We start from the raw sequence: 26,517 nt of genomic DNA, 5'->3' as shown, positions 1-26,517 counted from the left end.
CCGACACCAATCTTGAATGTGCCGGCCTCTTCGCGAGCAAGCTCGCTCCCACAAGGGATGGCCGTCAGCCTTCCGTCAGCGCGGCGACGACCAGCCCCACATTACTCTCCAGCTCCGCTACCGGATCGGCGGCATCGGTGCTGAGCACCAGCAATCGGCTGCCGCCCTCGGCAATGGCTGCCTTCAGCGCATCCGAAGGCTGGCGATGATGGAGCACCAGCGCCACGTCGTTGTCCTTCAACGTCGCACTCAATTGCTTGAGGGTTTCGGCGGTCCATTCGGCATCGGGCCGGGTATCGGTGCTGATGGCGTCCAGGTTGAGCCCGCTGATCAGGTAGCCGAAATGCTCGCTCAGGCTGACCACGCTCGGGTTGTCGGCATTGGCGAGCTGTTTTTCGCTGTCGGCGCTGAGCTTGAGCAGACGCTGCTTGAGGGCCGCCAGGTTGGTATCGATCCTCGGTTTGGCCGTCGGGGCCAGTCGCACCAGATCGGCGGCGATCACATCGGCCATGCGGCCCAGGTTATGACTGGCCATCCACGGCTGGCTCGCCAGGCCGTCGGCCATTCCCGGTTGCACGGCGATACCGGGCAGGGCGCCATCCACCGGGCGCGCGGCGTCGATTTCGACGACGCGGATATTGCTGCGTCGGGCCATGGGATACAGCGGATCGTCCGGCCATAGCGAGCGCAGGCCGATCACCGCGTCGGCGTCACTGGCCAGCTTGCTCAGCGCCGCTGCGCCCCGGCCACTGAAGTAGGCACTCTGGCGGGTGCCGGGCAGGTTGGCGGGGGCGGCTCGCTCCAGGCTGACATCGGTGCCCTTGAGCAAGGCCTCGCTCAATCCATAGGTAACTGGCAGAGATGCCAGCAGACGAACCTTTTCGCTGGCGAATGACGAGGTGGCGGCCACGCCGCACAACGCGAAGGCCAGGGTCAGTTGTCGCAATGAAAAAACCATTTATCCAAGATTCCCTTTGAGGCTGGGGACGACGCCACGGGCGATGGCGCTCAGGGCGAAGGCGATGCCGGCCACCAGGATGATCGCGGCACCGGATGGGATCGGCAGGTCGAAGACAATTGGCGCAAGAATCCCGCACAAGGTACTGAGGGTCGCGATCAGTACCGAACACCAGAAGAAGCCTTTCAACGATTGGCTGAGCAAGCGTGCCGCCGCGGCGGGAATCACCAGCAACGCGCCCACCAGAATGGCCCCGATGACCTTCACTGCCGCTACGGTGATCAAGGTCACCAGGACCACGAACAGGTAATCCAGGGTCTTGACCGCCACACCGCGCACCGCCGCCAACTGCGGGTTGAAGCTGGCGAGCATGATGCGGTTGTACAGCGGCAAGGCCAGCGCCATCACCAGCGAGCCGACCACCGCCAGCACCAGCAGGTCATTGCCGTTGACCGTCAGCACCGAACCGAACAGCACGTTCTCCAGGATATGCACGTTGATCTTGCCGGCCAGGATCAACAGCAGGCTGGCGCCCAGGGCCAGGGAAACCGACAGGAAGACGCCGATCAGCGTGTCGGGGGCCAGGCCGGTGCGGTTGCGCAGGTAATTGAGAAGGATGCCGAACAGCAGGCAGTAGCCGAACAGGCTGCCGTAGGGGCCGGTATAGGGTTCGCCCAGCAGAATGCCGATTGCCACGCCGGTCAGTGCGGCGTGGCCCACGGCCTCGGAGAAGAACGCGAAACGCTTGACCACCACCAGCGTGCCGAGGCCGCCCAGTACCGGGCCGATCAACAGCCCGGCCAACAACGCATTGACCACGAAACCGTAGGCCAGCGCCTCGGGCAGGTAACCGGACGAGGCCCAGGCCTGCACCGTCAGACGAAAGGCTTCATAACTCATCAGGCGGCACTCCCGTTGCTGTGTGGATGAGGGGTGCGCGGATGCGTGGAAAACAGTGACAGCAACCGTTCCGGCGTCAAGGCCTGGCGCGGCGGGCCGTCGAACAGTACCCGGCGATTCAATCCGGTGACACGGTCGGCCAGACGCCCGACGGCTTCCAGGTCATGTTCGATCCACAGCACGGTGATACCTGCCTGGCGCCAGTCCTGCAGCAACCGCTCGAAAACCTGGATGCCAGCCTCGTCCAGGGCCGACATCGGCTCGTCCAGCACCAGCAATTGCGGCGAAGGAATCAACCCTTGGGCCAGCAACACCCGCTGGCGCTCGCCGCCGGACAGCGCGCCCATGCGGCGCTTGCGCTTGTCTTGCATGCCGACCCGCTCCAGGGCCTGGCCGATGGCGTCGGTGTAATGCTTGCTCAAGCCGAGAAAGGCGGGCTTGCGCTGACACATCGCCGCCATGAAGTCATCCACGGTCATGGGCAGGCCCCGATCGAACTCCAGCGCCTGGGGCACATAGCCGATGAGGCCGGGTTCGCCTGGCCATTGCAGGCTCAGCTGTCCCTGGTGGGGCATCTGCCCGAGCAGGGTCTTGATCAATGAGCTCTTGCCGCCGCCGTTGGGGCCGACCAGGGCGTGGACGCTGCCGGCCTGCACCTGGAAAGCCACGCCGTCGAGAATGAGCGTGCGGCCCAGGTTCAGGCTGACGTCGGCGAATTCGACCAGGGGTCCGACGCGTTGCAGGGTGAGGGTTTCCTGGACGGTCATGCGCCGGACTCCTGGATTGCCCGGACCACGGTGTCGAGGTTGCCGGCCATCTCCTTTTCATATTTCTCGGCGCTGTATTCACCGTAGGAAATGTGCGAAAGCGGATACAGCTTCACTCCGGATTCACGTTGGATGGTGTCGACATAGGTGGACGGGAAATCCATCTCCGAGAAGATCACCTTCACGTCCAGCTCCCGGAGTTGATCGATGGTTTTCTTCAACTGGCTGGGGCTCGGCTCGATGCCATGTGCCGGCTCCACCACGGCGGTCACTTCCAGGCCGAATTCACGCAGCAGGTAATCGTAGGCGGCATGTACCGTGGCGACCCGCAGTTCGGCGTTGGGTGCCTGGGTCAGCTTCGCCAGGGCGGCGGCGCGCATCTGCCGCAGGCGCTTGCCATAGGCACGGGCGTTCTGGGTGTAGGCCTGGGCGTTGTCCGGGTCGAGCTTGCCCAGTTCCCGGGCAATGTTGTTGACCTGGGCAATGGAGGCACTGATGGACAGGAAGGTGTGCGGGTTCACCACCTTGCCGGCTCCCCGGGCGGCAGTACCGGTGGCGGCCAGCAGGGGAACGTTCTCGTTGGCCTCGATCACTTTCACGTCCGGGGTTTCGCTGGCGGCGATCATCCGGTCGGCGAAATCGTCATGGCCGACGCCATTGAGCACGACCACATCCAGACCACTGATGCGCTTGATGTCCTCGGCGCGTGGTTCATAGGCATGGGGATTGAAACCGGCGGGGATCAGCGGCACTACTTCAGCCTTGTCGCCGACGATGTTGGCGACGTAACTGTAGTAAGGGTGCAGGGTAATGCCGATGCGCAGGCGCTTGGCGGTTTCGGCGTTGGCCGGGGCGGTGAACAGGCAGGCCAGCAGGCCGATCAGCAGCAGGCGTAGCAAGGGCTGGCGTTGAGATGCAATAGACATGGGCGAGCGGTCTTCTCTGCAGTGAGACGTGGGGTCAGTGCCGGTGCTGGCGCGTTACGCCGGCATCGAACTGCGCGACGATCTGTTGCCAGCCCGCGGCGGACAGGGTGCTGTCGTCCAGCGCGCCGGGGGGCGCGAGCGGGGTACCCCGGTTGAGCCAGATATCAGGGGCTGCGTCGGACGTTTCGCTGATGCGCATCAGAAACGAACCGGCAATGGAGGCATTGGCACTTGCACCGAAGTAGGCGTGGTCCTCCAACCGTTGCCAAGCGTGGCCGCCCCGGCTGACGGAACTCGCGTCCTTGGCGAAAGGGGCAAAGCCTTCATCGGCCAGGACCTGCGGACTGGGCAGCGCCTGTTGCTCCTCGCGCAGCAGGCGGATCTCATCCAGCGTCACCCGCAGGTCGGCATAGATGCCTTGTTCGGCGGCGCTGAGGTCGCGGCGGGCGTCGATCTGGTGAGCGGCGAGGTGGCTGACATCCTGGGTTTCTCCATGCAAGGCCACGACCGAACCGGCCACAAGGACAATGAACAGGCACAGCAGCAATACGTAGAGTGTTTCATGGCCCGCGCCTGCGGGGCGGATGACCTGAGTGGTGGCGTTGCTCATGGGACCTCGATGTCGGCTTGGTCGATTTCCACCACGTGGCCAGGGCCTGCGTCGAAGAGTACGTAGAATTCGGTGTCCGGTTTCTTGAAGGTCAGTTTCGAATCGGCGCCGAGCTTGCCCGGCACCAGGATGGTTTCGTCGTAGCCGATCACGTCCAGCGTCACGCCGGGAGCGCCACTGCCGTCGGAAAAGCCGCCGGTGCACTGGATCTGCTCGGCATCGATGGCCTTGCATTCGCACATGGGGTTGTGGGCCTGGACGCCGGCGCTGAAACCGACGCACAGGAGCAGCGCCAGGCTGCGCAGAGAGGTGTTGTGGGTCATGGTTGGGTTCCGTGGGTCTTCAGCCAGGCAATGGTGGCCGGAGAAGCCTGGCTCAGGGGAATGGAGGCCTGGTGCATCGAACCGTCCCAGCCTTCGAGGGTGAGCCACAGTTCGGCGTCGGGCTGGGTTTTCTTCGGCACCGGCAACCAGGCGCCCATGCGATAGGGCGAACCGAAGAAAATCACTCCGGCGGCTCGCAGGCTGCGAGGCTTGCCGATGCGCAGGTAGGTGGCCTTGACCTGGCTGATGCAGCTTTGGCAAAGCGCGGCGTTGAATTGCTTCATATGCCCGGCCGGGCCGTCGGCACGCGGGGCTTCATCGCGAAATTCGGCCAGTCGCACGCTCCAGGGACCGACCTGGATTTCGCCGACCTCCCGTTCGCCGAGGCCGGCATCGCCCCGGAACAGGGCCGCTTCGGAAAAGTACTTGGGCATGAAGCCCAGGGGAATCAGCAGCAACAGCACGTTGAGATGGAAGCGCCATTTCTGCCAGAACAGGGCCAGGCGAGAGGGAGAGGGTGGTGCCACGGTGGTCTGGCTCACAGGTTGCCCTCCGGTGATTCACGATTGATGGACGGTTGCAGCGGGCGGACGGCCTGAGGCGCGCGCGGGGCTTTATGACTGCGCTTGAAGGCATTGGCGGTGGCCAGGGCGGTGCGTTTGGTCCAGATCAGCAGTCCGCTGAGGACCATCATGCTCAGGACCAGGCCGAAGAAAAACCAGATGAGTTTGATCCAGAGCCCGCCGAAGTCCCCGGTGTGCAACGGGCGCATCGACTCGGTGACGAACTCCAGCGCCGTGCGATCCGACAGCAACCGCGAGGCCGCCACCTCGCCTGTATAGGGATGGATCGTGGCGGTCTGGAACATCAGCGGGTACCAGCCGCGCCCACCGATCTCCAGGTGGCTGTAGGCATTGCCGGGCATGCTGATGAAGCTCGCTTCCAGGCCAGGAATCTGTTGCCGGGCGATCTCGACGGCCCGGTCCAGGCTCAGTTGCGGCGGTGGCAGGCCGTCGGTCGACAAGGGCACGCTTTCACGGGAGACGGCCGGTATTACCGGGGCGCTGGAAATGGAAATGTGGTTATCGCCCAGCACGGCCTGGATCAGGAACCAGGTGCCGGTAATGGAGATGACTGCGATGAACCAGATCGACCAGATGCCGCTGAGGCGGTGGAAATCTCCCCAGAAAATCCGTGCACCGTGGCGCAGGCGCAGGGTCGGATGGAAGAATCCTTTCCAGAACCGCTTGTAGACCACCAGCCCGGTCACCAGGGAGGCCAGCAGCGGCAGCCCCAGGAACGAGACCAGATACCAGCCCCAGCTGTAGCCGTTGGTGAACGGCACCAACCACCATCCATGCAGGGCGCGGGTGAAGGCCCTGAAGTTGAACACCGGCGCCGAGCCCTGGACGATCCCGGTGTACGGGTTGACGTAGACGGTGTCGGGACGGCCGTCGGGGTAGGTCACCTTGGCCTCCAGGGCGAAATGCGACTCGTCCGGACGGGCGATGCTTAGCACCTGGGTCTGCGGCTGGGCGCGCTTGATGGCGGCGACGACCTGGTCGTAGCTGAGCCGTTGGGCATCGTCTGAGGGTTTGCTGGCGCGCATGTCCGGGTTGACCAGCCAGACGATTTCCTGGCTGACCACCGCCAGTGTGCCGGTGACGCAGACGATGAGTACAAAAAACCAGATGGGCAGCGCCAACCAGCTATGCACCAGGAACCAGAGTTTGGAGCGGGACTTCTTTGACATGGCTGAACGTCTTGATCCGATGAAAGGTTCCGTATCGCGGGCTTCGCAACACCGTGAACCATGAAAAACAGGCCGTGGCTTTTGCCGACGCGGCCTGTTGCATCTAATTAAGACGAACGAGCAGAGGAAATCCCGAAGATAAAGATGAAAGAAAATGTTTCGCGTTTACCGAACGCGCCCGGCCTTTGCAGATGAGCCTGTGCGCGAGAGTGACGTGTCGGTTGGCAGCCTCTGTACCGTCGGACCGCAGTGCTCGCGAACAGGCCTGGGTGATTGCAGGGATGAGCAGGGAAATCAGTTTTGCTGGAACATCTCCCTGGCCCGCTGTTCGATCTGCTCCTGGGTCAAATCCTCTTTATGGGTTGCCAGAAACCACACGTGCCCATAGGGATCCTTCAGGGAACCGCTGCGGTCGCCATAGAACTGATCCCTGACTTCGCAAATCACGGTTCCACCGGCGGCGATCGCCTGGGCAAACAGGCTGTCGACGTCCTCGACGTATAGGTGCAGGCCCACCGATGGCGATTGATCGGGATTGCTCAGCGGGCCCTGATCGCATGGCGTGCCGAGCATGATGGGGCTTCCGCCGATCCGCAGTACGGCATGACCGATGCTCCCGTCGGGCATGGCCAGGCGCATGACTTCAGTGGCATTGAAGGCTTTTTTATAGAAATCGATGGCTTGCGCAGCTTCTTTGATGCCCAGGTAAGGCGTGACGCTGTGGAAGCCTTCTGGAATGGCTTTGACGCCCATGACATTTCTCCTTGTTCCCGTACGACGAAGAGACCTTCGTCGATTTGCGCTTCACCACTATAGGGCAGCGACCTGGAGCCGACTCTTGCGCCGACGAACGTTTCAGGTCTGATCCAGCAGATGAGGGCCCGGTCCACGCTTGCCCAATACGTCCCCCTGGTTGCGCAGCGGACACGCTTGCATCGACAGGCACCCGCAGCCGATACAGCCTTCGAGCCGGTCACGCAGTGCCACCAATTGATTGATGCGTTCGTCCAGGTCGCGACTCCATTGTTGCGACAGGCGCTTCCAGTCGGCAGCCGTCGGGGCTTGGTCGGCGGGCAGGGTTTCCAGGGCCCGGCCGATTTCCGCCAGGGGGATACCCAGGCCCTGGGCCGCCTTGATCAGCGCCACGCGCCGTAACACGCCCCTGGGATAGCGTCGTTGGTTGCCCTGGTTGCGGGTACTCCTGATCAGCCCCTTTGCTTCATAGAAATGCAAGGCAGTGACCGCGACGCCGCTGCGGGCGGCCACCTGGCCTACGGTGAGCGCTTTGTGGACATCGATCTGCGTCATGATCATTCACCGCTTGACCTTGAGTTAACTGGAGGTTTTACCCTGCACGCCTTCGGATCGCAAGATTCGCCCCACCTGTATCGAGGAACCGTCATGCACGTGCCTGGGAACAATCGCAGCTTTACTCAACTGATCGAATTCGACATCGAACCGCAATGGCAGCCGACATTGATCCTGGCGCTGTCGGAACGGATCGAACGCCTGGCTCGGGATCAGCAGGGGTTTCTAAGCGCCAGTATCCAGGCCAGCGAGGATGGCAGGCGTGTACTCGGCTACTTGCAGTGGCGAACCCGCGAGGCGGGCCAAGACGCGTTTCGATGCTTTGAAAGCGGTGACGAGGATTTCTGGCAATTGATTCCGGCACACCGGGTCAGGGCGGTGACGTTCGGCTCGTTCCAGGTGGTGCGCAGCATCGAGCGCAGCCCGGACAATGCGCTGCATTGCCAATTGGTCGTCTGAGCGCAGCGACGGGATCCGAAGCGGCGATACCCACTATCGAGAGGGTTGATTTCTGCCCCGCGAGGCTGGCGGGTAGCCTTTGTTCCATCACCTCGGAACACTGGACACTCGCCATGAATCGTATCCTTGCTGTCTTGCTGTTGTCGGCCATCGCCGTATTGAGCGGTTGCGCCAGTTCCTCGCCTGAATTGCGTCCCTACACCGCCGAAGAAACCCGTGAACTGGCGCTTGAAGCCTTGAATCGCCGGGGACTGTCGTTCGATGAATATCATGCGAAAAAAGCCGAGTTGCTCGGTCCATCGCAGAAGAATTCGAGCTTCGATGACCGTGGCGAGATGAGCGCTGAGCAGACCGTACAGAAGCTGCCAGGCAGGCCAAGCTGAGCGACTGTACTGCTTGAAGTTTCACTCAACTGTCCATGGGTTTGGGTCGAAACGTCGGGTAGGGTCATTACCCGACCACCCGATGGATTCCTGCCATGACCCTTTCGCTTGATCTGCTGCTGGGCTTTGCCCTGTTTGCCCTCGTGACCTCGATCACGCCTGGCCCCAACAACACAATGTTGCTGGCTTCGGGTGTCAATTTCGGATTCAACCGCACCATTCCTCACATGCTGGGCATCACCTGCGGGTTCTTTTCCTTGGTGCTGGCGGTGGGCCTTGGCCTGGGGGCGGTGTTCCAGACTTATCCGTTGCTCTATACCGTGCTGCGCTACGCCGGCGCAGCCTACCTGCTGTACCTGGCCTGGAAAATCGCCCACTCCGGTCCGGTCTCGGACAGCCGGACGGGGGAGCAGACACCTATCAGCTATTGGGGCGCGGCGGCCTTCCAATGGGTCAACCCCAAGGCCTGGATCATGGCTATCGGCGCTATCAGTACATACACGCCGCTTCAGGGTTATTTCTTCAATGTGGTGGTGATTGCCGCGGTGTTTGCTCTGATCAACTTGCCCAGCGTGAGCCTGTGGGTGGTGTGCGGCAGTCTCTTGCGCAATCTGCTGCGTGATCGCCGCTGGTTGCGGTTGTTCAACTGGGGCATGGCCCTGTTGCTGGTTGCCTCGCTGTACCCGTTGTTGCTCGAAAGCATCGGTTGAGGGCTGAGCTTCGACCGGATGCCTGCTAAGCTCGCTGTTCAGGAGCGTTCCTACGCACTTTTAAACGAAGTCTCACTTCTTTAAGGTCTTGATCGGGTAACGCCAGTCTCGAACCCAACGAGGGCGCCCGGTCCCGGAACAGGCTCTGCGAGTTTTCCATGAATAAACGTCCTTTGTATTTCGATTATGCCGCCACTACGCCGGTGGATGAGCGGGTCATCCAGGTGATGGTTGAATGCCTGGGCTTCGACGGCAATTTCGGCAATCCGGCCTCCAGCTCCCACGCTTTCGGCCAGCAGGCCCGCCGCTCGGTGGAGCATGCGCGCCGGCAGGTGGCGCAGTTGGTGGGAGCGCAGTCGGAGCAGATCGTCTGGACTTCCGGCGCCACCGAATCCAACAATCTGGCCCTCAAGGGCGTGACCCAGGCGCGCGGGGCGTCCACGGGGCATGTCATCACCAGCCTGATCGAGCACAAGGCGGTTCTCGACACAGTCCGGCAACTGGAAGAGGGCGGCGTTGCGGTGACCCGGCTGGCGCCGGACGCCGATGGCCTGATCGACCCGCAAGCGGTGCGCGAGGCGTTGCGCGAAGACACTTTCCTGGTGTCGCTGATGCTGGTGAACAATGAGTTGGGTACCCTGAACGACGTCGCGGCCATCGGCGAGATCGTGCGTGGCCATGGCGCACTGTTTCATGTGGATGCTGCCCAGGGGGCCGGCAAGGTCAGGATCGACCTGGCCCGGTGGCCGGTGGACCTGATGTCGTTTTCCGCCCACAAGATCTATGGCCCCAAAGGTATCGGCGCGCTTTATGTCGGTGAGCGCGCACGGCCGCGTCTGTCAGCCCAGATCCATGGCGGCGGGCATGAGGGAGGTTTCCGTTCCGGCACGCTCGCAACCCATCAGATCGCAGCCATGGGCGCGGCCTTCGAACTGGCGAATCAGGCGTTCGACGATGAACTCGACAAAATCGCTCGATTGCGCAATCGTTTGCTCGAACCGCTGCTGGCCCTGCCGGGTGTGCGAGTCAATGGCAGTGCGACCCAGCGAATTGCGCATACGCTGAGCCTGACTTTCAATGACGGGGAATTCGACCCGACTGCATTGGGGGCTTCGCTTGCTTTTTCCGCCACGTCTGCCTGCAATTCGGCGAACAATACGCCATCCCACGTGCTGCTGGCCTTGGGGCTCGATGCGCGTGCGGCGGGGCGCACCATCCGCTTGAGTCTGGGACGCTTCACCCGTGAACAGGATATCGACGAGGCGGTACGGTTGATCAAGGCGGCCTGCGCCGCTGCGCCAGCATTCTGGGCCACCACTTCATAAGCCGGATGTCCGGCGCGAACAATAATGATGAACAGGAGAAACGATGAGTACCGAGCCTTTGACCCACGGACTGGTTCCCCAACGCCTGGCCCGAATCCGTGAGCTGATGAGCCGTGAAGGCATCCATTCGCTGCTGGTGCCGTCGGCCGATCCGCATCTTTCGGAGTACCTGCCAGGTTACTGGCAAGGTCGGCAATGGCTGTCGGGGTTCCATGGCTCGGTCGGTACCTTGATCGTGACGGGGGATTTCGCCGGGGTCTGGGCCGACAGTCGTTATTGGGAGCAGGCTACCCATGAGCTGGAGGGGAGTGGGATCGAACTGGTCAAGCTCATTCCGGGCCAACCCGGTCCGTTGGACTGGCTTGCCGAACAAACCCCAGAAGGCGCGGTGGTCGCGGTCGATGGGGCGGTGATGGCCGTGGCGTCGGCGCGGACCCTGAGCGGTAAGCTTCAGGAGCGAGGCGCGCGGCTGCGCACCGATATCGATCTGCTCGACGAGGCCTGGAGCGACCGTCCGGACCTGCCCAACCAGCCGGTCTACCCGCATTTGCCCCCTCACGCGACCGTCAGTCGCGTCGAGAAGCTCGCCAAGCTGCGTGCAACCCTCAAGGAGCGTGGCGCCGACTGGCATTTCATCGCCACCCTGGACGATATCGCCTGGCTGTTCAACCTGCGTGGCGCGGATGTGTCGTTCAATCCTGTGTTCGTTTCGTTTGCCTTGATCAGCCAACAGCAGGCGACCTTGTTCGTCGCCCTGGACAAAATCGACGGTGCGTTGCGCGCGACTCTGGAGCAGGATGGCGTATCCCTGCGCGATTACAGCGAAGCGGCCAGCGCGCTCCGGGAAGTGCCGGGCGGTGCGAGCCTGTTGGTCGATCCGGCCCGAGTCACGGTCGGCTTGCTGGACAATCTGCCCAGCGACGTGAAACTGGTGGAAGGGCTCAACCCCACCACGCTGGCCAAATCTCGCAAAAGCCTGGCCGATGCCGAGCACATCCGTCGGGCCATGGAGCAGGATGGCGCGGCGCTCTGTGAGTTCTTCGCCTGGCTGGAAGGTGCCTGGGGCCGAGAACGCATCACCGAGCTGACCATCGACGAACACCTGACGGCGGCGCGCAGGCGGCGTCCGGATTTCGTTTCCCTGAGCTTCAATACCATTGCCGCGTTCAACGCCAACGGTGCGATGCCTCACTACCGCGCCACGGAAGAATCCCATGCGGTCATCGAAGGCGATGGCTTGCTGTTGATCGACTCAGGCGGCCAGTACCTTGGCGGCACCACCGATATCACCCGCATGGTGCCGGTCGGGACGCCCAGCGCTGAACAGAAGCGTGACTGCACGCGCGTGCTCAAGGGCGTCATTGCCTTGTCCAGGGCTCGGTTTCCGCGGGGCATCCTGTCGCCTCTGCTGGACGCCATCGCGCGGGCGCCGATCTGGGCCGAGCAGGTGGACTACGGGCACGGTACCGGTCACGGCGTCGGATATTTCCTCAACGTCCACGAAGGTCCGCAGGTCATTGCCTACCAGGCGGCTCCCACACCACAGACGGCCATGCAGCCTGGCATGATCACATCCATCGAACCGGGAACGTATCGTCCGGGACGCTGGGGCGTGCGCATCGAGAACCTGGCCATGAACCTTGAGGCGGGCAGCAGCGAGTTCGGCGAATTCCTCGAGTTCGAAACCCTGACCTTGTGCCCGATCGACACGCGTTGCCTGGAGCCATCGTTGCTGACCCAGGATGAAAAGGCCTGGTTCAACGCCTACCACGCCGAGGTGCAGCGGCGCCTGAGCCCGTTGCTGGAGGGCGACGCCCTGCAATGGTTGAACACGCGAACGATGGCAATCTGATCCACAGATCAACCGAGGGCTTCCCGGACGAAGTCCAGCCGATCCTGGCCAAAGAACAACTCTGCGCCAACGAACATGCTGGGGGCACCGAATACGCCCCTGGCAATGGCTTCTTCGGTGGTGGCCTTGAGTGCTTGCTTGATTTGTTCGTCTGCTGTCAGCGCCAGCACCTGGCCAGGGTCGAAGCCGCCTTCATCCAGCACCGTCGCCACGGTTTCCGGTTGGTTGAGATCTCGAGCATCGACCCATAGGGCCTGGAACAGACAATCGAGGAATGCCATGAAACGTTCCGGCTGGCGCATTTGCATGCCAGTCACGGCGCGCATCAATGACAGGGTGTTGATCGGGAAGTAAGGATTGAGCTTGAAGGGCACGCCATAACGCTTGGCGAAGCGCTCCAGGTCCTTGGCCATATGCGCGCCCTTGGCTGGAACGGTCACGGGCGATGCATTGCCTGTCGCCTTGAAGACACCGCCCAGCAGCATGGGGCGATAGATCAGCTCACTGCCGGTATGTGCGCAGAGCAAGGGGAGTTGGGTAAACGCCAGATAAGTCGCGGGGCTGCCAAGATCGAAGAAAAACTCTACCGATTTGCTCATGGTCACAGCTCTCTTGTTGTTATGGGGAGGGACTTACCAGCGTTCGCTCCAGGGGCGCAGGTCCAGCTCGAAGGTCCAGGCGTCACGAGGTTGGGTATGCAGGTACCAATAGTTCTCGGCGATATGTTCAGGATCGAGGATGCCGTCCTCATCCTTGGTCGCGTACTTTTCCGGGAAATTGTCGCGAATGAAGTCGGTGTCGATGGCGCCGTCCACCACTACATGGGCCACATGGATATTCAGGGGGCCCAACTCTCGAGCCATGCTCTGGGCCAGCGCTCGAATGCCGTGTTTGGCACCCGCGAACGCGGCGAACCCCGAGGCGCCCCGTAGGCCTGCTGTGGCTCCGGTAAAAAGAATGGTTCCACGCTGGCGCTTGACCATGCGTTTGGCCACTTCCCGGGCGTTCAGGAAACCGGAGAAACAGGCCATTTCCCAAATCTTGAAATATTTACGGGCGGTTTCTTCGAGAATGCTGCAGGGCACGTTGGCACCGATGTTGAACACGAACGCGTCGATGGGGCCGATCTGGCTTTCGATTTGTTCGATAAGCGCGATCACATCGTCTTCCTTTCGTGCGTCACAGGCAAAGCCGTGGGCTTCGCCGCCCTGGCTGTGTATCGCCTCGATCAATGGTGCGAGTTTATCGGCGCTGCGGCGCGTGACGCAGGCGATGAACCCTTCCCGCGCGAAACGTTTGGCAATTGCGCCACCCGTGGCATCTCCCGCGCCAACAACCAGTACGACCTTCTTGTTATCCATGATCAGCCTCATTGGTAAACGATCGTTAGCTGAACGGACGTTATGCTAAGGTCGGGTATAGGTCAAGGTGAACGATCAGAGGCAGGATTCATGCGTTATTCAGCCAATCACAAAATGGAAACCCGGGAAAAGCTGCTTGCCAGCAGTGCCGTATCCGCCAAGAAATCAGGTTTTTCGACGGTGGGCGTCGATGGGCTGATGAAGGCGATCGGGCTGAGTGGAGGAGCGTTCTATAGCCACTTTTCTTCCAAGGATGAGCTTTTCAAGGCCATCGTAGAGCGGGAATTGACCCACAGCCTGGATCGTTTGAGTGGTGATCATGTTCTGGACGCGGCCAGGTTGGAGCGTTGTCTCAAGCAGTACCTGAGCATGAGTCATGTCGAACAACCTGAAGCGGGTTGCGCACTGCCGGTGCTTGGCGCTGAAATCGCTCGTTCGGATCTACAGGTGCGGGAGACGGCTCAGACTTGGATCTGCCGTTTGCATGAGGGTTGGGCGCAGATACTGGGAAGCGATAGCCTGGCCTGGTCGATCCTGTCGCAATGCGTGGGAGCGCTGGTCGTTGCGCGCATGCTGGTGGCGCCAGAGATCCAGCGTAATGTCCTTCAGGCCAGCCAGGAGGAGATCGGCCGTCGAATGGCCGAGCAACGGATTGACTGAAGACCGTTGCTTATTTGCAGATGACGATCATGCTGCGGCTGGTATAGCCGGCTGGGTTGAGGCCGAAAGGATAGTCACCTGGTTCTTCGACCGCATCGCCCGACTTGGCGATGATTTTGTAATTCTTCGGGGCGCATGAGTTGGCGGCGCTGGCTAGGCATTGATCCCAGGACGAGGACAGGCCGGAGCAGTTGATATGCAAACCTTTCTTGCCACGCTTGACTTCACTTTTCGTGGTCGCCGCGCAACCTGCGATTGCGAGCACGGCGATCAATATCAAAATTCGTTTCATTCCCGTCCTTATGCCGTCGTGCATCTGATGTCCACGTACGGCTGTGTTCGCTTGCGTTTGAAGCGTTCGTGACGTCCTGTATGAAAAAATCCATGACTGACATTGGCTTACGCGCCTAAACATGGCCTAAAAGCGCGGCAAATGCCAGAGCTTCGTGAAGTCCTGCTTCAATCCGCCGCGACGGCGGGCTTTACAGGGTTGTTCATGGTCAAGGTTGCACCCACCGATGCGAGAATGATGCACGCAATGGCGGCCCATTGAGGCAAAGAAAGGTACTCCTGGAGGAATACGAACCCCGACAAGGCCGCGACGGCGGGCTCGATACTCATCAAGGTGCCGAAAGTGCGGGCGGGCAGGCGGGTCAGGGCGACCATTTCGAGGGTGTAGGGCAGGGCTGTAGACAAGATGGCGACGCCGATGGCGACGGGTATCAGGCTTGGCGTCAGCAGCGCGGCCCCCGCATGAACGATACCGAAGGGGGCGACGAACAAGGCGGCGATCACCACGCCCAACGCGGCGGTCTGGACGCCATTGTCTGCTCCGGCCTTTTGACCGAACAGGATATAGAGCGCCCAGCAGACACCTGCTCCCAGGGCATAGCCTGCTCCTATCAGATCGATGCCCGTGCTGGTGGCTCCGGTCGGTATCAACAGGCACAGACCAACCACTGCCAAAGCGATCCAGAGGAAGTCGATTGCCCGTCTCGAGGTGTAGATAGCCACCGCCAGGGGGCCGGTGAACTCCAATGCCACGGCGATGCCCAGCGGTGTCGTGCGAACCGACATATAGAAGAGAAAATTCATACCGCCCAGCGCCATCCCATAGACGATTACGGTACGTAGGGATTGGGCCGTGAGCTTGGCGCGCCAGGGGCGCAGCAGCAACAGCATGATGAGGCTGGCAAATATCAGTCGCAGGGTCGTGGTGCCTTGAGCGCCTATGACCGGAAACATGCTTTTGGCGAGGGAGGCGCCGGACTGGATGGACGCCATGGCGATCAACAGGAGTGCAACGGGGTATAAGGTGGCTGCCAGAGGGCGATGTGGGGGAGTCATTGAAACGCGTCGTCCAGTTAAGAGTGTGGGAATAATGGATTGAGCAATATATTGCGCACTTGTTGTTGCCCCGTCCATATATAGAACTGCTTTCAGGCAGTAATCGTCGCAAGCGGATAGATAAATCAAATTAAAGGTTGACGGCAGATTCTGAGTCTCTATAATTCGCCCCACTTCCGGCGCAGTCGAAACGGAAAACTTCTTGAGATTCAATAAGTTATGAAGTTTTCGGGTGTGCAGGACTTCAAATCATCGAAGTCCGGAAGGGGTCGACAGGGGTTGCAGTCAAGTCCCGTCGGCACTTCGATCTTCGCGATCGAAGACGCTGGAAAAGAGGTGTTGACAGCAGCGGCTAACGCTGTAGAATTCGCCTCCCGCTGACGAGAGATCGAAAGCGCAAGTGGTTGAAGTTGCAAAGGAAACTTTGAAAACTTCTGAAAATAACCACTTGACAGATGTACGGGGCGCTGTAGAATGCGCGCCTCGGTTGAGACGAAAGGCTCAACCCACCGCTCTTTAACAACTGAATCAAGCAATTCGTGTGGGTGCTTGTGGAGTCAGACTGCTAGTCAACAGATTATCAGCATCACAAGTTACTCCGCGAGAAATCAAAGATGTAACCAACGATTGCTGAGCCAAGTTTAGGGTTTTCTCAAAACCCAAAGATGTTTGAACTGAAGAGTTTGATCATGGCTCAGATTGAACGCTGGCGGCAGGCCTAACACATGCAAGTCGAGCGGTAGAGAGGTGCTTGCACCTCTTGAGAGCGGCGGACGGGTGAGTAATGCCTAGGAATCTGCCTGGTAGTGGGGGATAACGCTCGGAAACGGACGCTAATACCGCATACGTCCTACGGGAGAAAGCAGGGGACCTTCGGGCCTTGCGCTATCAGATGAGCCTAGGTCGGATTAGCTAGTTGGTGAGGTAATGGCTCACCAAGGCGACGATCCGTAACTGGTCTGAGAGGATGATCAGTCACACTGGAACTGAGACACGGTCCAGACTCCTACGGGAGGCAGCAGTGGGGAATATTGGACAATGGGCGAAAGCCTGATCCAGCCATGCCGCGTGTGTGAAGAAGGTCTTCGGATTGTAAAGCACTTTAAGTTGGGAGGAAGGGCAGTTACCTAATACGTAATTGTTTTGACGTTACCGACAGAATAAGCACCGGCTAACTCTGTGCCAGCAGCCGCGGTAATACAGAGGGTGCAAGCGTTAATCGGAATTACTGGGCGTAAAGCGCGCGTAGGTGGTTCGTTAAGTTGGATGTGAAAGCCCCGGGCTCAACCTGGGAACTGCATTCAAAACTGTCGAGCTAGAGTATGGTAGAGGGTGGTGGAATTTCCTGTGTAGCGGTGAAATGCGTAGATATAGGAAGGAACACCAGTGGCGAAGGCGACCACCTGGACTGATACTGACACTGAGGTGCGAAAGCGTGGGGAGCAAACAGGATTAGATACCCTGGTAGTCCACGCCGTAAACGATGTCAACTAGCCGTTGGGAGCCTTGAGCTCTTAGTGGCGCAGCTAACGCATTAAGTTGACCGCCTGGGGAGTACGGCCGCAAGGTTAAAACTCAAATGAATTGACGGGGGCCCGCACAAGCGGTGGAGCATGTGGTTTAATTCGAAGCAACGCGAAGAACCTTACCAGGCCTTGACATCCAATGAACTTTCCAGAGATGGATTGGTGCCTTCGGGAGCATTGAGACAGGTGCTGCATGGCTGTCGTCAGCTCGTGTCGTGAGATGTTGGGTTAAGTCCCGTAACGAGCGCAACCCTTGTCCTTAGTTACCAGCACGTAATGGTGGGCACTCTAAGGAGACTGCCGGTGACAAACCGGAGGAAGGTGGGGATGACGTCAAGTCATCATGGCCCTTACGGCCTGGGCTACACACGTGCTACAATGGTCGGTACAGAGGGTTGCCAAGCCGCGAGGTGGAGCTAATCCCACAAAACCGATCGTAGTCCGGATCGCAGTCTGCAACTCGACTGCGTGAAGTCGGAATCGCTAGTAATCGCGAATCAGAATGTCGCGGTGAATACGTTCCCGGGCCTTGTACACACCGCCCGTCACACCATGGGAGTGGGTTGCACCAGAAGTAGCTAGTCTAACCTTCGGGGGGACGGTTACCACGGTGTGATTCATGACTGGGGTGAAGTCGTAACAAGGTAGCCGTAGGGGAACCTGCGGCTGGATCACCTCCTTAATCGACGACAGCAGCTGCTGCATGAGCTCCCACACGAATTGCTTGATTCATTGAAGAAGACGATTGGGTCTGTAGCTCAGTTGGTTAGAGCGCACCCCTGATAAGGGTGAGGTCGGCAGTTCGAATCTGCCCAGACCCACCAATTTCATGGTGTACCCTGTAGCGATACGGGGCCATAGCTCAGCTGGGAGAGCGCCTGCCTTGCACGCAGGAGGTCAGCGGTTCGATCCCGCTTGGCTCCACCATTACCGATTGGCACCAACGTTTAAAGCTTAGAAATGAGCATTCCACCGAACGGTGATGAATGTTGATTTCTAGTCTTTTGATTAGATCGTTCTTTAAAAATTTGGGTATGTGATAGAAAGATAGACTGGACGTTACTTTCACTGGTAACGGTTCAGGCTAAGGTAAAATTTGTGAGTTGCTCGTAGAGCAAGCGTACGAATTTTCGGCGAATGTCGTCTTCACAGTATAACCAGATTGCTTGGGGTTATATGGTCAAGTGAAGAAGCGCATACGGTGGATGCCTTGGCAGTCAGAGGCGATGAAAGACGTGGTAGCCTGCGAAAAGCTTCGGGGAGTCGGCAAACAGACTGTGATCCGGAGATGTCTGAATGGGGGAACCCAGCCATCACAAGATGGTTATCTTGCACTGAATACATAGGTGCAAGAGGCGAACCAGGGGAACTGAAACATCTAAGTACCCTGAGGAAAAGAAATCAACCGAGATTCCCTTAGTAGTGGCGAGCGAACGGGGACTAGCCCTTAAGCTTCTTTGATTTTAGCGGAACGCTCTGGAAAGTGCGGCCATAGTGGGTGATAGCCCTGTACGCGAAAGGATCTTAGAAGTGAAATCGAGTAGGACGGAGCACGAGAAACTTTGTCTGAATATGGGGGGACCATCCTCCAAGGCTAAATACTACTGACTGACCGATAGTGAACTAGTACCGTGAGGGAAAGGCGAAAAGAACCCCGGAGAGGGGAGTGAAATAGATCCTGAAACCGTATGCGTACAAGCAGTGGGAGCCCACTTTGTTGGGTGACTGCGTACCTTTTGTATAATGGGTCAGCGACTTATTTTCAGTGGCGAGCTTAACCGAATAGGGGAGGCGTAGCGAAAGCGAGTCTTAATAGGGCGTCTAGTCGCTGGGAATAGACCCGAAACCGGGCGATCTATCCATGGGCAGGTTGAAGGTTAGGTAACACTGACTGGAGGACCGAACCGACTACCGTTGAAAAGTTAGCGGATGACCTGTGGATCGGAGTGAAAGGCTAATCAAGCTCGGAGATAGCTGGTTCTCCTCGAAAGCTATTTAGGTAGCGCCTCATGTATCACTGTAGGGGGTAGAGCACTGTTTCGGCTAGGGGGTCATCCCGACTTACCAAACCGATGCAAACTCCGAATACCTACAAGTGCCGAGCATGGGAGACACACGGCGGGTGCTAACGTCCGTCGTGAAAAGGGAAACAACCCAGACCGTCAGCTAAGGTCCCAAAGTTATGGTTAAGTGGGAAACGATGTGGGAAGGCTTAGACAGCTAGGAGGTTGGCTTAGAAGCAGCCACCCTTTAAAGAAAGCGTAATAGCTCACTAGTCGAGTCGGCCTGCGCGGAAGATGTAACGGGGCTCAAACCATACACCGAAGCTACGGGTATCACGTAAGTGATGCGGTAGAGGAGCGTTCTGTAAGCCTGTGAAGGTGAGTTGAGAAGCTTGCTGGAGGTATCAGAAGTGCGAATGCTGACATGAGTAACGACAATGGGTGTGAAAAACACCCACGCCGAAAGACCAAGGTTTCCTGCGCAACGTTAATCGACGCAGGGTTAGTCGGTCCCTAAGGCGAGGCTGAAAAGCGTAGTCGATGGAAAACAGGTTAATATTCCTGTACTTCTGGTTATTGCGATGGAGGGACGGAGAAGGCTAGGCCAGCTTGGCGTTGGTTGTCCAAGTTTAAGGTGGTAGGCTGAAATCTTAGGTAAATCCGGGGTTTCAAGGCCGAGAGCTGATGACGAGTTACCCTCTGGGTGACGAAGTGGTTGATGCCATGCTTCCAAGAAAAGCTTCTAAGCTTCAGATAACCAGGAACCGTACCCCAAACCGACACAGGTGGTTGGGTAGAGAATACCAAGGCGCTTGAGAGAACTCGGGTGAAGGAACTAGGCAAAATGGCACCGTAACTTCGGGAGAAGGTGCGCCGGTGAGGGTGAAGCACTTGCTGCGTAAGCCCACGCCGGTCGAAGATACCAGGCCGCTGCGACTGTTTATTAAAAACACAGCACTCTGCAAACACGAAAGTGGACGTATAGGGTGTGACGCCTGCCCGGTGCCGGAAGGTTAATTGATGGGGTTAGCTAACGCGAAGCTCTTGATCGAAGCCCCGGTAAACGGCGGCCGTAACTATAACGGTCCTAAGGTAGCGAAATTCCTTGTCGGGTAAGTTCCGACCTGCACGAATGGCGTAACGATGGCGGCGCTGTCTCCACCCGAGACTCAGTGAAATTGAAATCGCTGTGAAGATGCAGTGTATCCGCGGCTAGACGGAAAGACCCCGTGAACCTTTACTATAGCTTTGCACTGGACTTTGAATTTGCTTGTGTAGGATAGGTGGGAGGCTTTGAAGCGTGGACGCCAGTCTGCGTGGAGCCATCCTTGAAATACCACCCTGGCAACTTTGAGGTTCTAACTCAGGTCCGTTATCCGGATCGAGGACAGTGTATGGTGGGTAGTTTGACTGGGGCGGTCTCCTCCTAAAGAGTAACGGAGGAGTACGAAGGTGCGCTCAGACCGGTCGGAAATCGGTCGTAGAGTATAAAGGCAAAAGCGCGCTTGACTGCGAGACAGACACGTCGAGCAGGTACGAAAGTAGGTCTTAGTGATCCGGTGGTTCTGTATGGAAGGGCCATCGCTCAACGGATAAAAGGTACTCCGGGGATAACAGGCTGATACCGCCCAAGAGTTCATATCGACGGCGGTGTTTGGCACCTCGATGTCGGCTCATCACATCCTGGGGCTGAAGCCGGTCCCAAGGGTATGGCTGTTCGCCATTTAAAGTGGTACGCGAGCTGGGTTTAGAACGTCGTGAGACAGTTCGGTCCCTATCTGCCGTGGACGTTTGAGATTTGAGAGGGGCTGCTCCTAGTACGAGAGGACCGGAGTGGACGAACCTCTGGTGTTCCGGTTGTCACGCCAGTGGCATTGCCGGGTAGCTATGTTCGGAAAAGATAACCGCTGAAAGCATCTAAGCGGGAAACTTGCCTCAAGATGAGATCTCACTGGAGCCTTGAGCTCCCTGAAGGGCCGTCGAAGACTACGACGTTGATAGGCAGGGTGTGTAAGCGCTGTGAGGCGTTGAGCTAACCTGTACTAATTGCCCGTGAGGCTTGACCATATAACACCCAAGCAATCTGTCGACTCGACAGAGGCCAGATTGCGGTGTTGTGAAGACGAAACGAACCGAAAGTTCGAACGTGCTTGCAGGCAACACACAAACTATCGCATACCCATTCGCTGGAACGTGACCGCAAGGCACGCGCTGGCTACCGAATTTCTTGACGACCATAGAGCGTTGGAACCACCTGATCCCATCCCGAACTCAGAAGTGAAACGATGCATCGCCGATGGTAGTGTGGGGTTTCCCCATGTGAGAGTAGGTCATCGTCAAGATTAAATTCCGAAACCCCTATCTGCTGATGCAGGTAGGGGTTTTGTTTTTCTGGTCTGAATCACCTGTGCAGAAAAAGGATGCGCTGAAAGCTCATCCTTTTTGCATCAGGTCAGTCATGCCTCAGGCACGGGGCAGCTCAGATCACCTTCCTTGCATTTGAGGTAGGTCTTGAAGGTCTCGACGCGTGCTTTGGTCAAGGCGGTGACGCAATTGCCGTAAATGAGTGGATAAACACTGCCACCCTCGACCCCGGACGCTGAGAAATTGCATTCAGCATCACGGAAGCCGATCCAGGCCCGTTGTGCCTTGATCAGCAGTTGCTTGGCCTCTGGGTTGTCCTTCAGGCGTGCTGTGATTTGCTTGTACAGGCGATTCAGTTCGTCATCGGCGGCCTTCTTTTCCTGGGCCGCACATTGATTCATTTCACCTTGGGTGATGGCGTTGGTGCAATCATCGGCTTGGGCAACGCTGGCAAGAATCAGCGGTGCCAGGGCCAGCAGCAAGCGTGAGGACATGATCAATCTCTCCTTGAAGGTAAAAAATGCCGGGGGAGTTTACCTCGCCCCAGGCGTTTTAACGCCGTCGCACTGTCAAACCGCAGACAGATACAACTTTCCGGTTGGCCTCGTGGTCTTACAGGCCTACTGTTGAACACAGGAGGTGACCCATGCATCTATCCGATCGCATCGAAAGAAAGATCCTGCTCAAGGCGCCGCGCTCCCAGGTTTGGCGGGCCCTGGCCAATGCCGAAACTTTCGGGCAGTGGTTTGGCGTAGCCCTGGAGGGCAAACGGTTTGTGGCAGGTGAGCGTACCCAAGGAAGGATCACTTATCCCGGTTATGAGCACCTTACCTGGGATGTGGCGGTGGAGCGGGTCGAGCCCGAGCGATTCTTCTCCTTTCGGTGGCACCCCTACGCCATTGAGCCCGAGGTCGATTACTCCCAAGAACCCGAAACGCGTGTTCAATTCGAGCTGGAGGATATGGACGGTGGAACCTTGCTGAAGGTGGTGGAGTCGGGGTTCAGTGGTATTCCCGAAGCTCGTCGACTCAAGGCTTTTCGCATGGACAGCCGTGGCTGGGACGAACAAATGGCCAATATCGAAGAGTTCCTGAACAATACCTGAGTTACCTAAGGGTTTACGGAAGGTGGCTATGGCGAATGTCCTACACGAAATGGTAGTTATGTCGTCTGTTTCGTTTTGGATCCGACGCGTAATCTGTACTCATCCACTGAAGCACAGGGAGTGCTCAGGATCAGGGACGATCGACCATGCCAGGATGGCTATCGACAGGGAGTCGTAATGGTCTTGGAAAAAACCCGCCTAGGCGGGTTTTTTTTTGCCCATAAAAAACTGTGCTGAGCGGTATAGCGAAAGGCTTACACATCGGTGCTACTTTCTCGTCTTTTGCCAAATCAGCGATGGGCCTAATCTGTGTCCATCCACTGAGTACAGGGAGTGCTTGGGGTCATGGATGATGGGACCAGGCATGGAATGCCAGACAAGGAGTCAAATTGGTCCTCAAAAACCCGCTTCGGCGGGTTTTTTTTCGCCTGAGTAAAAGTGGCCCCATCATGCCAGGCGCTGACCCATGGTCCGATCCGCGCCATCAGCGGCGAGGGCCTGGCCGCCGGGGGTCCGATCCGCGCCATCAGCGGCGAGGGCCTGGCCGCCGGGAGTCCGATCCGCGCCATCAGCGGCGAGGGCCTGGCCACCAGGGGTCCGCTCCGCGCCATCAGCGGCCATCGTCTGTTGGTAATCCGAGGCCTGGGTGAAGAAACGGTCTTCTTGCTGGCTCGGCAGGGCAAAGGCACTGGCGCTCAGGACGAAGGTAGTAGCGGCGATCAGGGTGTTGAAAGTTTTCATGGTAAGACTCCGGTCATATCAAAGGTTGAGTGCCGGGTCGTTCAGATATCGTGATCTGCTGAACCCGTTGCAGCGTGACGGTTGTCTTGCTGCATGGGTTCAGATTAGGGGCGCGATGGGTGCGGTCGTTAGACGAATACTGCCCCGGTTTTGCCTGATCCTGTTTGTGTGCAGGATCAGGCAGTGTTGGCTTGCAGCGCCTGGGCACGTAGACGGGCGATGTCCTTGCTCGGAGATGCGCCAAATAGACGGCTGTATTCGCGGCTGAACTGCGAAGGGCTTTCGTAACCCATCTTGTAGCCGATTGACGAAACATCGCTGTTCTCGGAAAGCAGTAACCGTCGGGCTTCCTGCAGGCGCAGCTGCTTTTGATACTGCAATGGACTCATGGCGGTCACGGCCTTGAATCGGTGATGCAACGCAGAAGGGCTGAGGTTGATCATCTGTGCAAGGCTGTCGATGCTCAGCGGCTCGGCATAATGGGTATTGAGCCACTCGATAGCGCGGCTGATGCGGTGGGCCTGGGTGTCTGGTATGGCAATTTCATGCAAGCGCTGGCCTTGGGCACCACGCAGCAGACGGTAGAAGATCTCCTGCTGGGCCAGAGGAGCCAGGGTGGCGATGTCGTCCGGGCTCTCCAGCAGTCGCAACAGTCGCAATACGGCATCGAGCAGCGGCGCGTCGATGCGGTCCAGGAACAATCCACGCCCGCTCCGTTGGGCCGGTACGCCGATGGGGCTGGCGTCGGCGATCAGGCGGCAGATCTGTGCCGGATCGATGTCCAGGCGAATGCACATATAAGGTCGCTCGGGGCTGGCTTCGATGACCTGGCCGGCCAGTGGCAGCGTGACCGAGACCACCAGGTAATTGAGCGGGTCATATACGTAGCATTCATCCGCCAGCCGTACTTCCTTGCGTCCTTCGATGATCACGCAAAGGCCCGGCTTGTGCACGAGATGCAGGGCATCGGTCGGCTGGTCGCTACGAATCAGGTGCAAGGGTTCGATGGCCGTGGGGAAGACCCCATTTTCCGGTGCGTAACGTTTCATCAGCTCCGCCAGCTCTGCGCGGCGCTGGTTGACGCCGTCGTCTGGCGCAATCTGTATGGAGGTGGATACCGACATGCCGATCAATCTCCCTGGCCAAATGAATGGATCGCGCTAGTAAAGCCGATTGCGCGGCCGGCGACCAGAGTCGGTTTTATCGCTACAGGATCGTGCAAGTGCGCAGGAGGATCCGGCTAACCCTGAGATCGGCTGCTTCCCTAATCTGGACCTGTCGAAACGCTCCCACCGGGGGCCAACACATCCAGACGAGGAAACCATCATGTCCGATATCCAGAACAAAGTAGTGGTGATCACAGGTGCCAGCAGCGGGATTGGTGAAGCCGCGGCACGTCTGCTGGCGGCACGAGGCGCCCGCGTAGTACTCGGTGCACGTCGCGTCGACCGTTTGCAGGCGCTGGTCCAGGAGCTCGAAACAAAAGGCCAGCAGGCCGTCTGCAAAGCGGTGGACGTGACCCGCCGCGACGATGTCCAGGATTTGATTGACTTCGCGGTCGAGCGTTTCGGCCGGGTCGACGTGATCATCAACAACGCCGGAGTCATGCCGCTCTCCAAGCTCGAGGCGCTGAAAGTCGAGGAATGGGATCGCATGATCGATGTCAACATCCGTGGCGTGCTCCATGGCATCGCGGCCGGCTTGCCCTTGATGCAGCGTCAGCGCAGCGGCCAGTTCATCAACATCGCATCCATCGGGGCCTACACCGTCAGCCCGACCGCCGCGGTGTATTGCGCCACCAAGTTTGCCGTGCGGGCCATTTCCGAGGGGCTGCGGCAGGAGGTCGGCGGTGATGTGCGAGTCACGGTCATTTCCCCTGGCGTGACCGAGTCGGAATTGGCCGAGAGCATTTCCGATGAAGGTGGACGTGCCGAGATGCGCGAGTTCCGCAGGATCGCGATCCCCGCCGAGGCGATTGCCCGGGCGATCGCCTACGCCATCGAGCAACCGGCAGATGTGGACGTCAGCGAGCTGGTGGTGCGGCCAACCGCCAGTCCGTTCTGAACCGACTCGACCGACAGGAGACGTTCCTATGAGAAAGGCATTTGGAGACCAGGACAAATTCGTCGGCCTGTGGGTGACGGCCGATGGCGTGATCCGCCATCGGCTGCTGCCGGGGGGGCGTTATGACGAAGCACGCGGTACACGTGAAAGCGCCTATCAAGGCGACTACTGGCTGCAGGGCGACCACATCGAATATCACGACGACACCGGTTTCACCGCCGATGGGGATTTTCGCGAAGGTGTGCTCTATCACGCGGGTATGGTCCTGTATCGCCAGGAAGAATGACGTACTCGTTGAAACCGGCGGCGAGCGGGATACCCCCCTCGCCGCCGGTCTCATGCCGACTGGGGATTGACCGTCAAGCCACCGTCATTCGCGCCGCGGCACGTTGGGTGATCTGCGAGCGCACCCGGAACGACTCCGCCGCGCGCCGATTGGCCTCTTCCAGCACTTGCGCGGGTGCGGTGTCCGGGTGGCCTGCGTCGAACGGTGGGGCAGGGGCGTATTCGAGTTGAAGCTGGACCAGCTCGGCGGTGTCCTGGTCGAACAGCTCGGCCGCCAGAGTCAAGGCAAAGTCGATCCCGGCGGTAATACCACCGCCGGTGATGAGCTTGTCGTCTCGTACCACGCGCTCCTTGATCGGGATCGCACCCAGGGGCGACAGCAAGTTGTGGTAGGCCCAGTGGGTGGTAGCCCGCTTCCCTCGCAGCAGTCCCGCCGCACCCAGCACCAGTGCGCCGGTGCACACCGAGGTGATGTACTGCGCTTGGCTGGCCTGGCGCTTGATGAAGGCCAGCGTCTGTTCGTCTTCCATCAACGGGCCGACACCACTGCCACCAGGGACACAGATGACGTCCAGATTCGGGCATTCCTCGAACGTGGTGGTGGGCGACAGTACCAGCCCGGTGCTGGAGGTGACAGGCGCCAGGTCTTTCCAGATCAGATGCACTTTCACATCCGGCAACGAGGCCAGCACGTCATAAGGGCCGGTCAGGTCCAGTTGCTGGACTTGGGGGAACAACAGCAAGCCGATCTGCAGTGTCATGTCGCTTTCTCCTTGTCAGGGTGCCC

The 26,517-nt window shown here is 59.0% G+C and carries 26 protein-coding genes, 2 tRNA genes, 3 rRNA genes and 1 pseudogene; 14 read left to right on the top strand and 18 right to left on the bottom strand.

Annotated features, from left to right (window positions below; all coding sequences use genetic code 11):
• Positions 1-64: 64 nt before the first annotated feature.
• The 10 genes from AC1M7R_RS02855 to soxR form a co-directional block, all read right to left on the bottom strand.
• Positions 65-958 carry a metal ABC transporter solute-binding protein, Zn/Mn family gene (locus AC1M7R_RS02855; RefSeq protein WP_092180335.1) on the bottom strand — a complete coding sequence of 298 codons (894 nt, stop codon included), beginning with the start codon at positions 956-958 and terminating at the stop codon, positions 65-67.
• Positions 959-1,858 carry a metal ABC transporter permease gene (locus AC1M7R_RS02850; RefSeq protein ID WP_072393143.1) on the bottom strand — a complete coding sequence of 300 codons (900 nt, stop codon included), beginning with the start codon at positions 1,856-1,858 and terminating at the stop codon, positions 959-961.
• Positions 1,858-2,625, bottom strand: coding sequence for a metal ABC transporter ATP-binding protein (locus tag AC1M7R_RS02845; protein ID WP_341965549.1), 768 nt, complete (start codon positions 2,623-2,625; stop codon positions 1,858-1,860). The genes AC1M7R_RS02850 and AC1M7R_RS02845 overlap by 1 nt, the downstream gene beginning before the upstream one ends.
• Positions 2,622-3,551, bottom strand: coding sequence for a metal ABC transporter solute-binding protein, Zn/Mn family (locus AC1M7R_RS02840; protein ID WP_072393137.1), 930 nt, complete (start codon positions 3,549-3,551; stop codon positions 2,622-2,624). Before AC1M7R_RS02840 ends, AC1M7R_RS02845 begins: the two co-directional genes overlap by 4 nt.
• A 34-nt stretch (positions 3,552-3,585) precedes the next feature.
• Positions 3,586-4,161, bottom strand: a complete 576-nt coding sequence (locus tag AC1M7R_RS02835; protein WP_072393134.1) for a DUF6162 family protein — start codon at positions 4,159-4,161, stop codon at positions 3,586-3,588.
• Entirely contained in the window at positions 4,158-4,484 is a 327-nt protein-coding gene (locus AC1M7R_RS02830) for a hypothetical protein (protein WP_490610230.1), read from the bottom strand. Before AC1M7R_RS02830 ends, AC1M7R_RS02835 begins: the two co-directional genes overlap by 4 nt.
• On the bottom strand, positions 4,481-5,026 hold the full coding sequence (locus AC1M7R_RS02825; protein ID WP_072393128.1) for a thiamine pyrophosphate-binding protein: 546 nt from the start codon (positions 5,024-5,026) through the stop codon (positions 4,481-4,483). The genes AC1M7R_RS02830 and AC1M7R_RS02825 overlap by 4 nt, the downstream gene beginning before the upstream one ends.
• Positions 5,023-6,237 carry a PepSY-associated TM helix domain-containing protein gene (locus AC1M7R_RS02820; protein ID WP_072459201.1) on the bottom strand — a complete coding sequence of 405 codons (1,215 nt, stop codon included), beginning with the start codon at positions 6,235-6,237 and terminating at the stop codon, positions 5,023-5,025. Before AC1M7R_RS02820 ends, AC1M7R_RS02825 begins: the two co-directional genes overlap by 4 nt.
• Before the next feature lie 294 nt (positions 6,238-6,531).
• Positions 6,532-6,990 carry a VOC family protein gene (locus AC1M7R_RS02815; RefSeq protein WP_490610229.1) on the bottom strand — a complete coding sequence of 153 codons (459 nt, stop codon included), beginning with the start codon at positions 6,988-6,990 and terminating at the stop codon, positions 6,532-6,534.
• A gap of 102 nt (positions 6,991-7,092) precedes the next feature.
• The gene (soxR, locus tag AC1M7R_RS02810; protein WP_072394099.1) at positions 7,093-7,545 is read right to left on the bottom strand and encodes a redox-sensitive transcriptional activator SoxR; all 453 of its coding nucleotides are present in this window, start codon (positions 7,543-7,545) and stop codon (positions 7,093-7,095) included.
• A 93-nt stretch (positions 7,546-7,638) separates the two neighbouring features.
• Here soxR and AC1M7R_RS02805 point away from each other — a divergent pair, with 93 nt between their 5' ends.
• The 5 genes from AC1M7R_RS02805 to AC1M7R_RS02785 all read left to right on the top strand — a co-directional run bounded on the left by AC1M7R_RS02805 (position 7,639) and on the right by AC1M7R_RS02785 (position 12,274).
• On the top strand, positions 7,639-8,004 hold the full coding sequence (locus tag AC1M7R_RS02805) for an antibiotic biosynthesis monooxygenase (protein ID WP_072393118.1): 366 nt from the start codon (positions 7,639-7,641) through the stop codon (positions 8,002-8,004).
• A gap of 113 nt (positions 8,005-8,117) precedes the next feature.
• On the top strand, positions 8,118-8,387 hold the full coding sequence (locus AC1M7R_RS02800) for a hypothetical protein (RefSeq protein WP_072393115.1): 270 nt from the start codon (positions 8,118-8,120) through the stop codon (positions 8,385-8,387).
• A gap of 95 nt (positions 8,388-8,482) precedes the next feature.
• Complete coding sequence (locus AC1M7R_RS02795) at positions 8,483-9,097, top strand: LysE family translocator (RefSeq protein WP_072393113.1); 615 nt, start codon at positions 8,483-8,485, stop codon at positions 9,095-9,097.
• A gap of 158 nt (positions 9,098-9,255) precedes the next feature.
• Positions 9,256-10,422: a cysteine desulfurase family protein gene (locus AC1M7R_RS02790; RefSeq protein WP_072393110.1), complete on the top strand. Its 1,167-nt coding sequence runs from the start codon at positions 9,256-9,258 to the stop codon at positions 10,420-10,422.
• A gap of 43 nt (positions 10,423-10,465) precedes the next feature.
• A complete protein-coding gene (locus AC1M7R_RS02785) occupies positions 10,466-12,274 on the top strand; it encodes an aminopeptidase P family protein (protein WP_072393107.1) in 1,809 nt (602 codons plus the stop codon).
• Between the two features lie 8 nt (positions 12,275-12,282).
• Here the strand turns inward: AC1M7R_RS02785 and AC1M7R_RS02780 are convergent, their stop codons facing one another.
• Positions 12,283-12,873, bottom strand: coding sequence for a 2-hydroxychromene-2-carboxylate isomerase (locus AC1M7R_RS02780; RefSeq protein ID WP_072393104.1), 591 nt, complete (start codon positions 12,871-12,873; stop codon positions 12,283-12,285).
• 33 nt (positions 12,874-12,906) lie between these two features.
• A complete protein-coding gene (locus AC1M7R_RS02775; protein ID WP_072394096.1) occupies positions 12,907-13,635 on the bottom strand; it encodes an SDR family oxidoreductase in 729 nt (242 codons plus the stop codon).
• A gap of 90 nt (positions 13,636-13,725) precedes the next feature.
• On the opposite strand from AC1M7R_RS02775, the gene AC1M7R_RS02770 reads away from it, so the two are divergent.
• The gene (locus tag AC1M7R_RS02770; protein ID WP_072459204.1) at positions 13,726-14,295 is read left to right on the top strand and encodes a TetR/AcrR family transcriptional regulator; all 570 of its coding nucleotides are present in this window, start codon (positions 13,726-13,728) and stop codon (positions 14,293-14,295) included.
• Positions 14,296-14,305: 10 nt separating this feature from the next.
• On the opposite strand, the gene AC1M7R_RS02765 is transcribed toward AC1M7R_RS02770, so the two are convergent.
• Together AC1M7R_RS02765 and rhtA are read right to left on the bottom strand one after the other, a co-directional pair.
• Positions 14,306-14,587, bottom strand: a complete 282-nt coding sequence (locus AC1M7R_RS02765; RefSeq protein ID WP_072393098.1) for a hypothetical protein — start codon at positions 14,585-14,587, stop codon at positions 14,306-14,308.
• Positions 14,588-14,754: 167 nt separating this feature from the next.
• Entirely contained in the window at positions 14,755-15,642 is an 888-nt protein-coding gene (rhtA, locus tag AC1M7R_RS02760) for a threonine/homoserine exporter RhtA (protein ID WP_072459205.1), read from the bottom strand.
• Between the two features lie 671 nt (positions 15,643-16,313).
• On the opposite strand from rhtA, the gene AC1M7R_RS02755 reads away from it, so the two are divergent.
• The 5 genes from AC1M7R_RS02755 to rrf all read left to right on the top strand — a co-directional run bounded on the left by AC1M7R_RS02755 (position 16,314) and on the right by rrf (position 21,513).
• Positions 16,314-17,850: ribosomal RNA gene (locus tag AC1M7R_RS02755) — 16S ribosomal RNA — on the top strand.
• A 65-nt stretch (positions 17,851-17,915) separates the two neighbouring features.
• A tRNA-Ile gene (locus AC1M7R_RS02750) sits at positions 17,916-17,992 on the top strand.
• Between the two features lie 27 nt (positions 17,993-18,019).
• Positions 18,020-18,095 (top strand) — tRNA-Ala (locus tag AC1M7R_RS02745).
• Between the two features lie 251 nt (positions 18,096-18,346).
• Positions 18,347-21,238, top strand: a 23S ribosomal RNA gene (locus AC1M7R_RS02740).
• A gap of 159 nt (positions 21,239-21,397) precedes the next feature.
• Positions 21,398-21,513, top strand: a 5S ribosomal RNA gene (gene rrf, locus AC1M7R_RS02735).
• The 16S, 23S and 5S rRNA genes sit together here with 2 tRNA genes alongside, the layout of an rRNA operon.
• 114 nt (positions 21,514-21,627) lie before the next feature.
• On the opposite strand, the gene AC1M7R_RS02730 is transcribed toward rrf, so the two are convergent.
• On the bottom strand, positions 21,628-22,029 hold the full coding sequence (locus tag AC1M7R_RS02730; protein ID WP_490610228.1) for a lysozyme inhibitor LprI family protein: 402 nt from the start codon (positions 22,027-22,029) through the stop codon (positions 21,628-21,630).
• Positions 22,030-22,181: 152 nt separating this feature from the next.
• On the opposite strand from AC1M7R_RS02730, the gene AC1M7R_RS02725 reads away from it, so the two are divergent.
• A complete protein-coding gene (locus AC1M7R_RS02725) occupies positions 22,182-22,640 on the top strand; it encodes an SRPBCC family protein (RefSeq protein ID WP_490610227.1) in 459 nt (152 codons plus the stop codon).
• A gap of 447 nt (positions 22,641-23,087) precedes the next feature.
• Here AC1M7R_RS02725 and AC1M7R_RS02720 read toward each other — a convergent pair.
• A pseudogene (locus AC1M7R_RS02720) lies at positions 23,088-23,267 on the bottom strand (hypothetical protein); the annotation flags it as partial.
• Positions 23,268-23,557: 290 nt separating this feature from the next.
• Positions 23,558-24,505, bottom strand: coding sequence for an AraC family transcriptional regulator (locus tag AC1M7R_RS02715; RefSeq protein ID WP_072392043.1), 948 nt, complete (start codon positions 24,503-24,505; stop codon positions 23,558-23,560).
• 202 nt (positions 24,506-24,707) lie between these two features.
• Between AC1M7R_RS02715 and AC1M7R_RS02710 the strand changes: the two genes are divergently transcribed.
• On the top strand, positions 24,708-25,445 hold the full coding sequence (locus tag AC1M7R_RS02710; protein ID WP_072392046.1) for an SDR family oxidoreductase: 738 nt from the start codon (positions 24,708-24,710) through the stop codon (positions 25,443-25,445).
• Positions 25,446-25,473: 28 nt separating this feature from the next.
• Positions 25,474-25,731 carry an Atu4866 domain-containing protein gene (locus AC1M7R_RS02705; RefSeq protein WP_072392049.1) on the top strand — a complete coding sequence of 86 codons (258 nt, stop codon included), beginning with the start codon at positions 25,474-25,476 and terminating at the stop codon, positions 25,729-25,731.
• Between the two features lie 73 nt (positions 25,732-25,804).
• On the opposite strand, the gene inhA is transcribed toward AC1M7R_RS02705, so the two are convergent.
• Positions 25,805-26,491, bottom strand: a complete 687-nt coding sequence (gene inhA, locus AC1M7R_RS02700) for an isonitrile hydratase (RefSeq protein WP_490610226.1) — start codon at positions 26,489-26,491, stop codon at positions 25,805-25,807.
• Positions 26,492-26,517: the final 26 nt, after the last annotated feature.

Source organism: Pseudomonas sp. MS01C9 (genome assembly GCF_058202755.1).
This window is presented reverse-complemented; position numbering and strand designations above follow the sequence as displayed.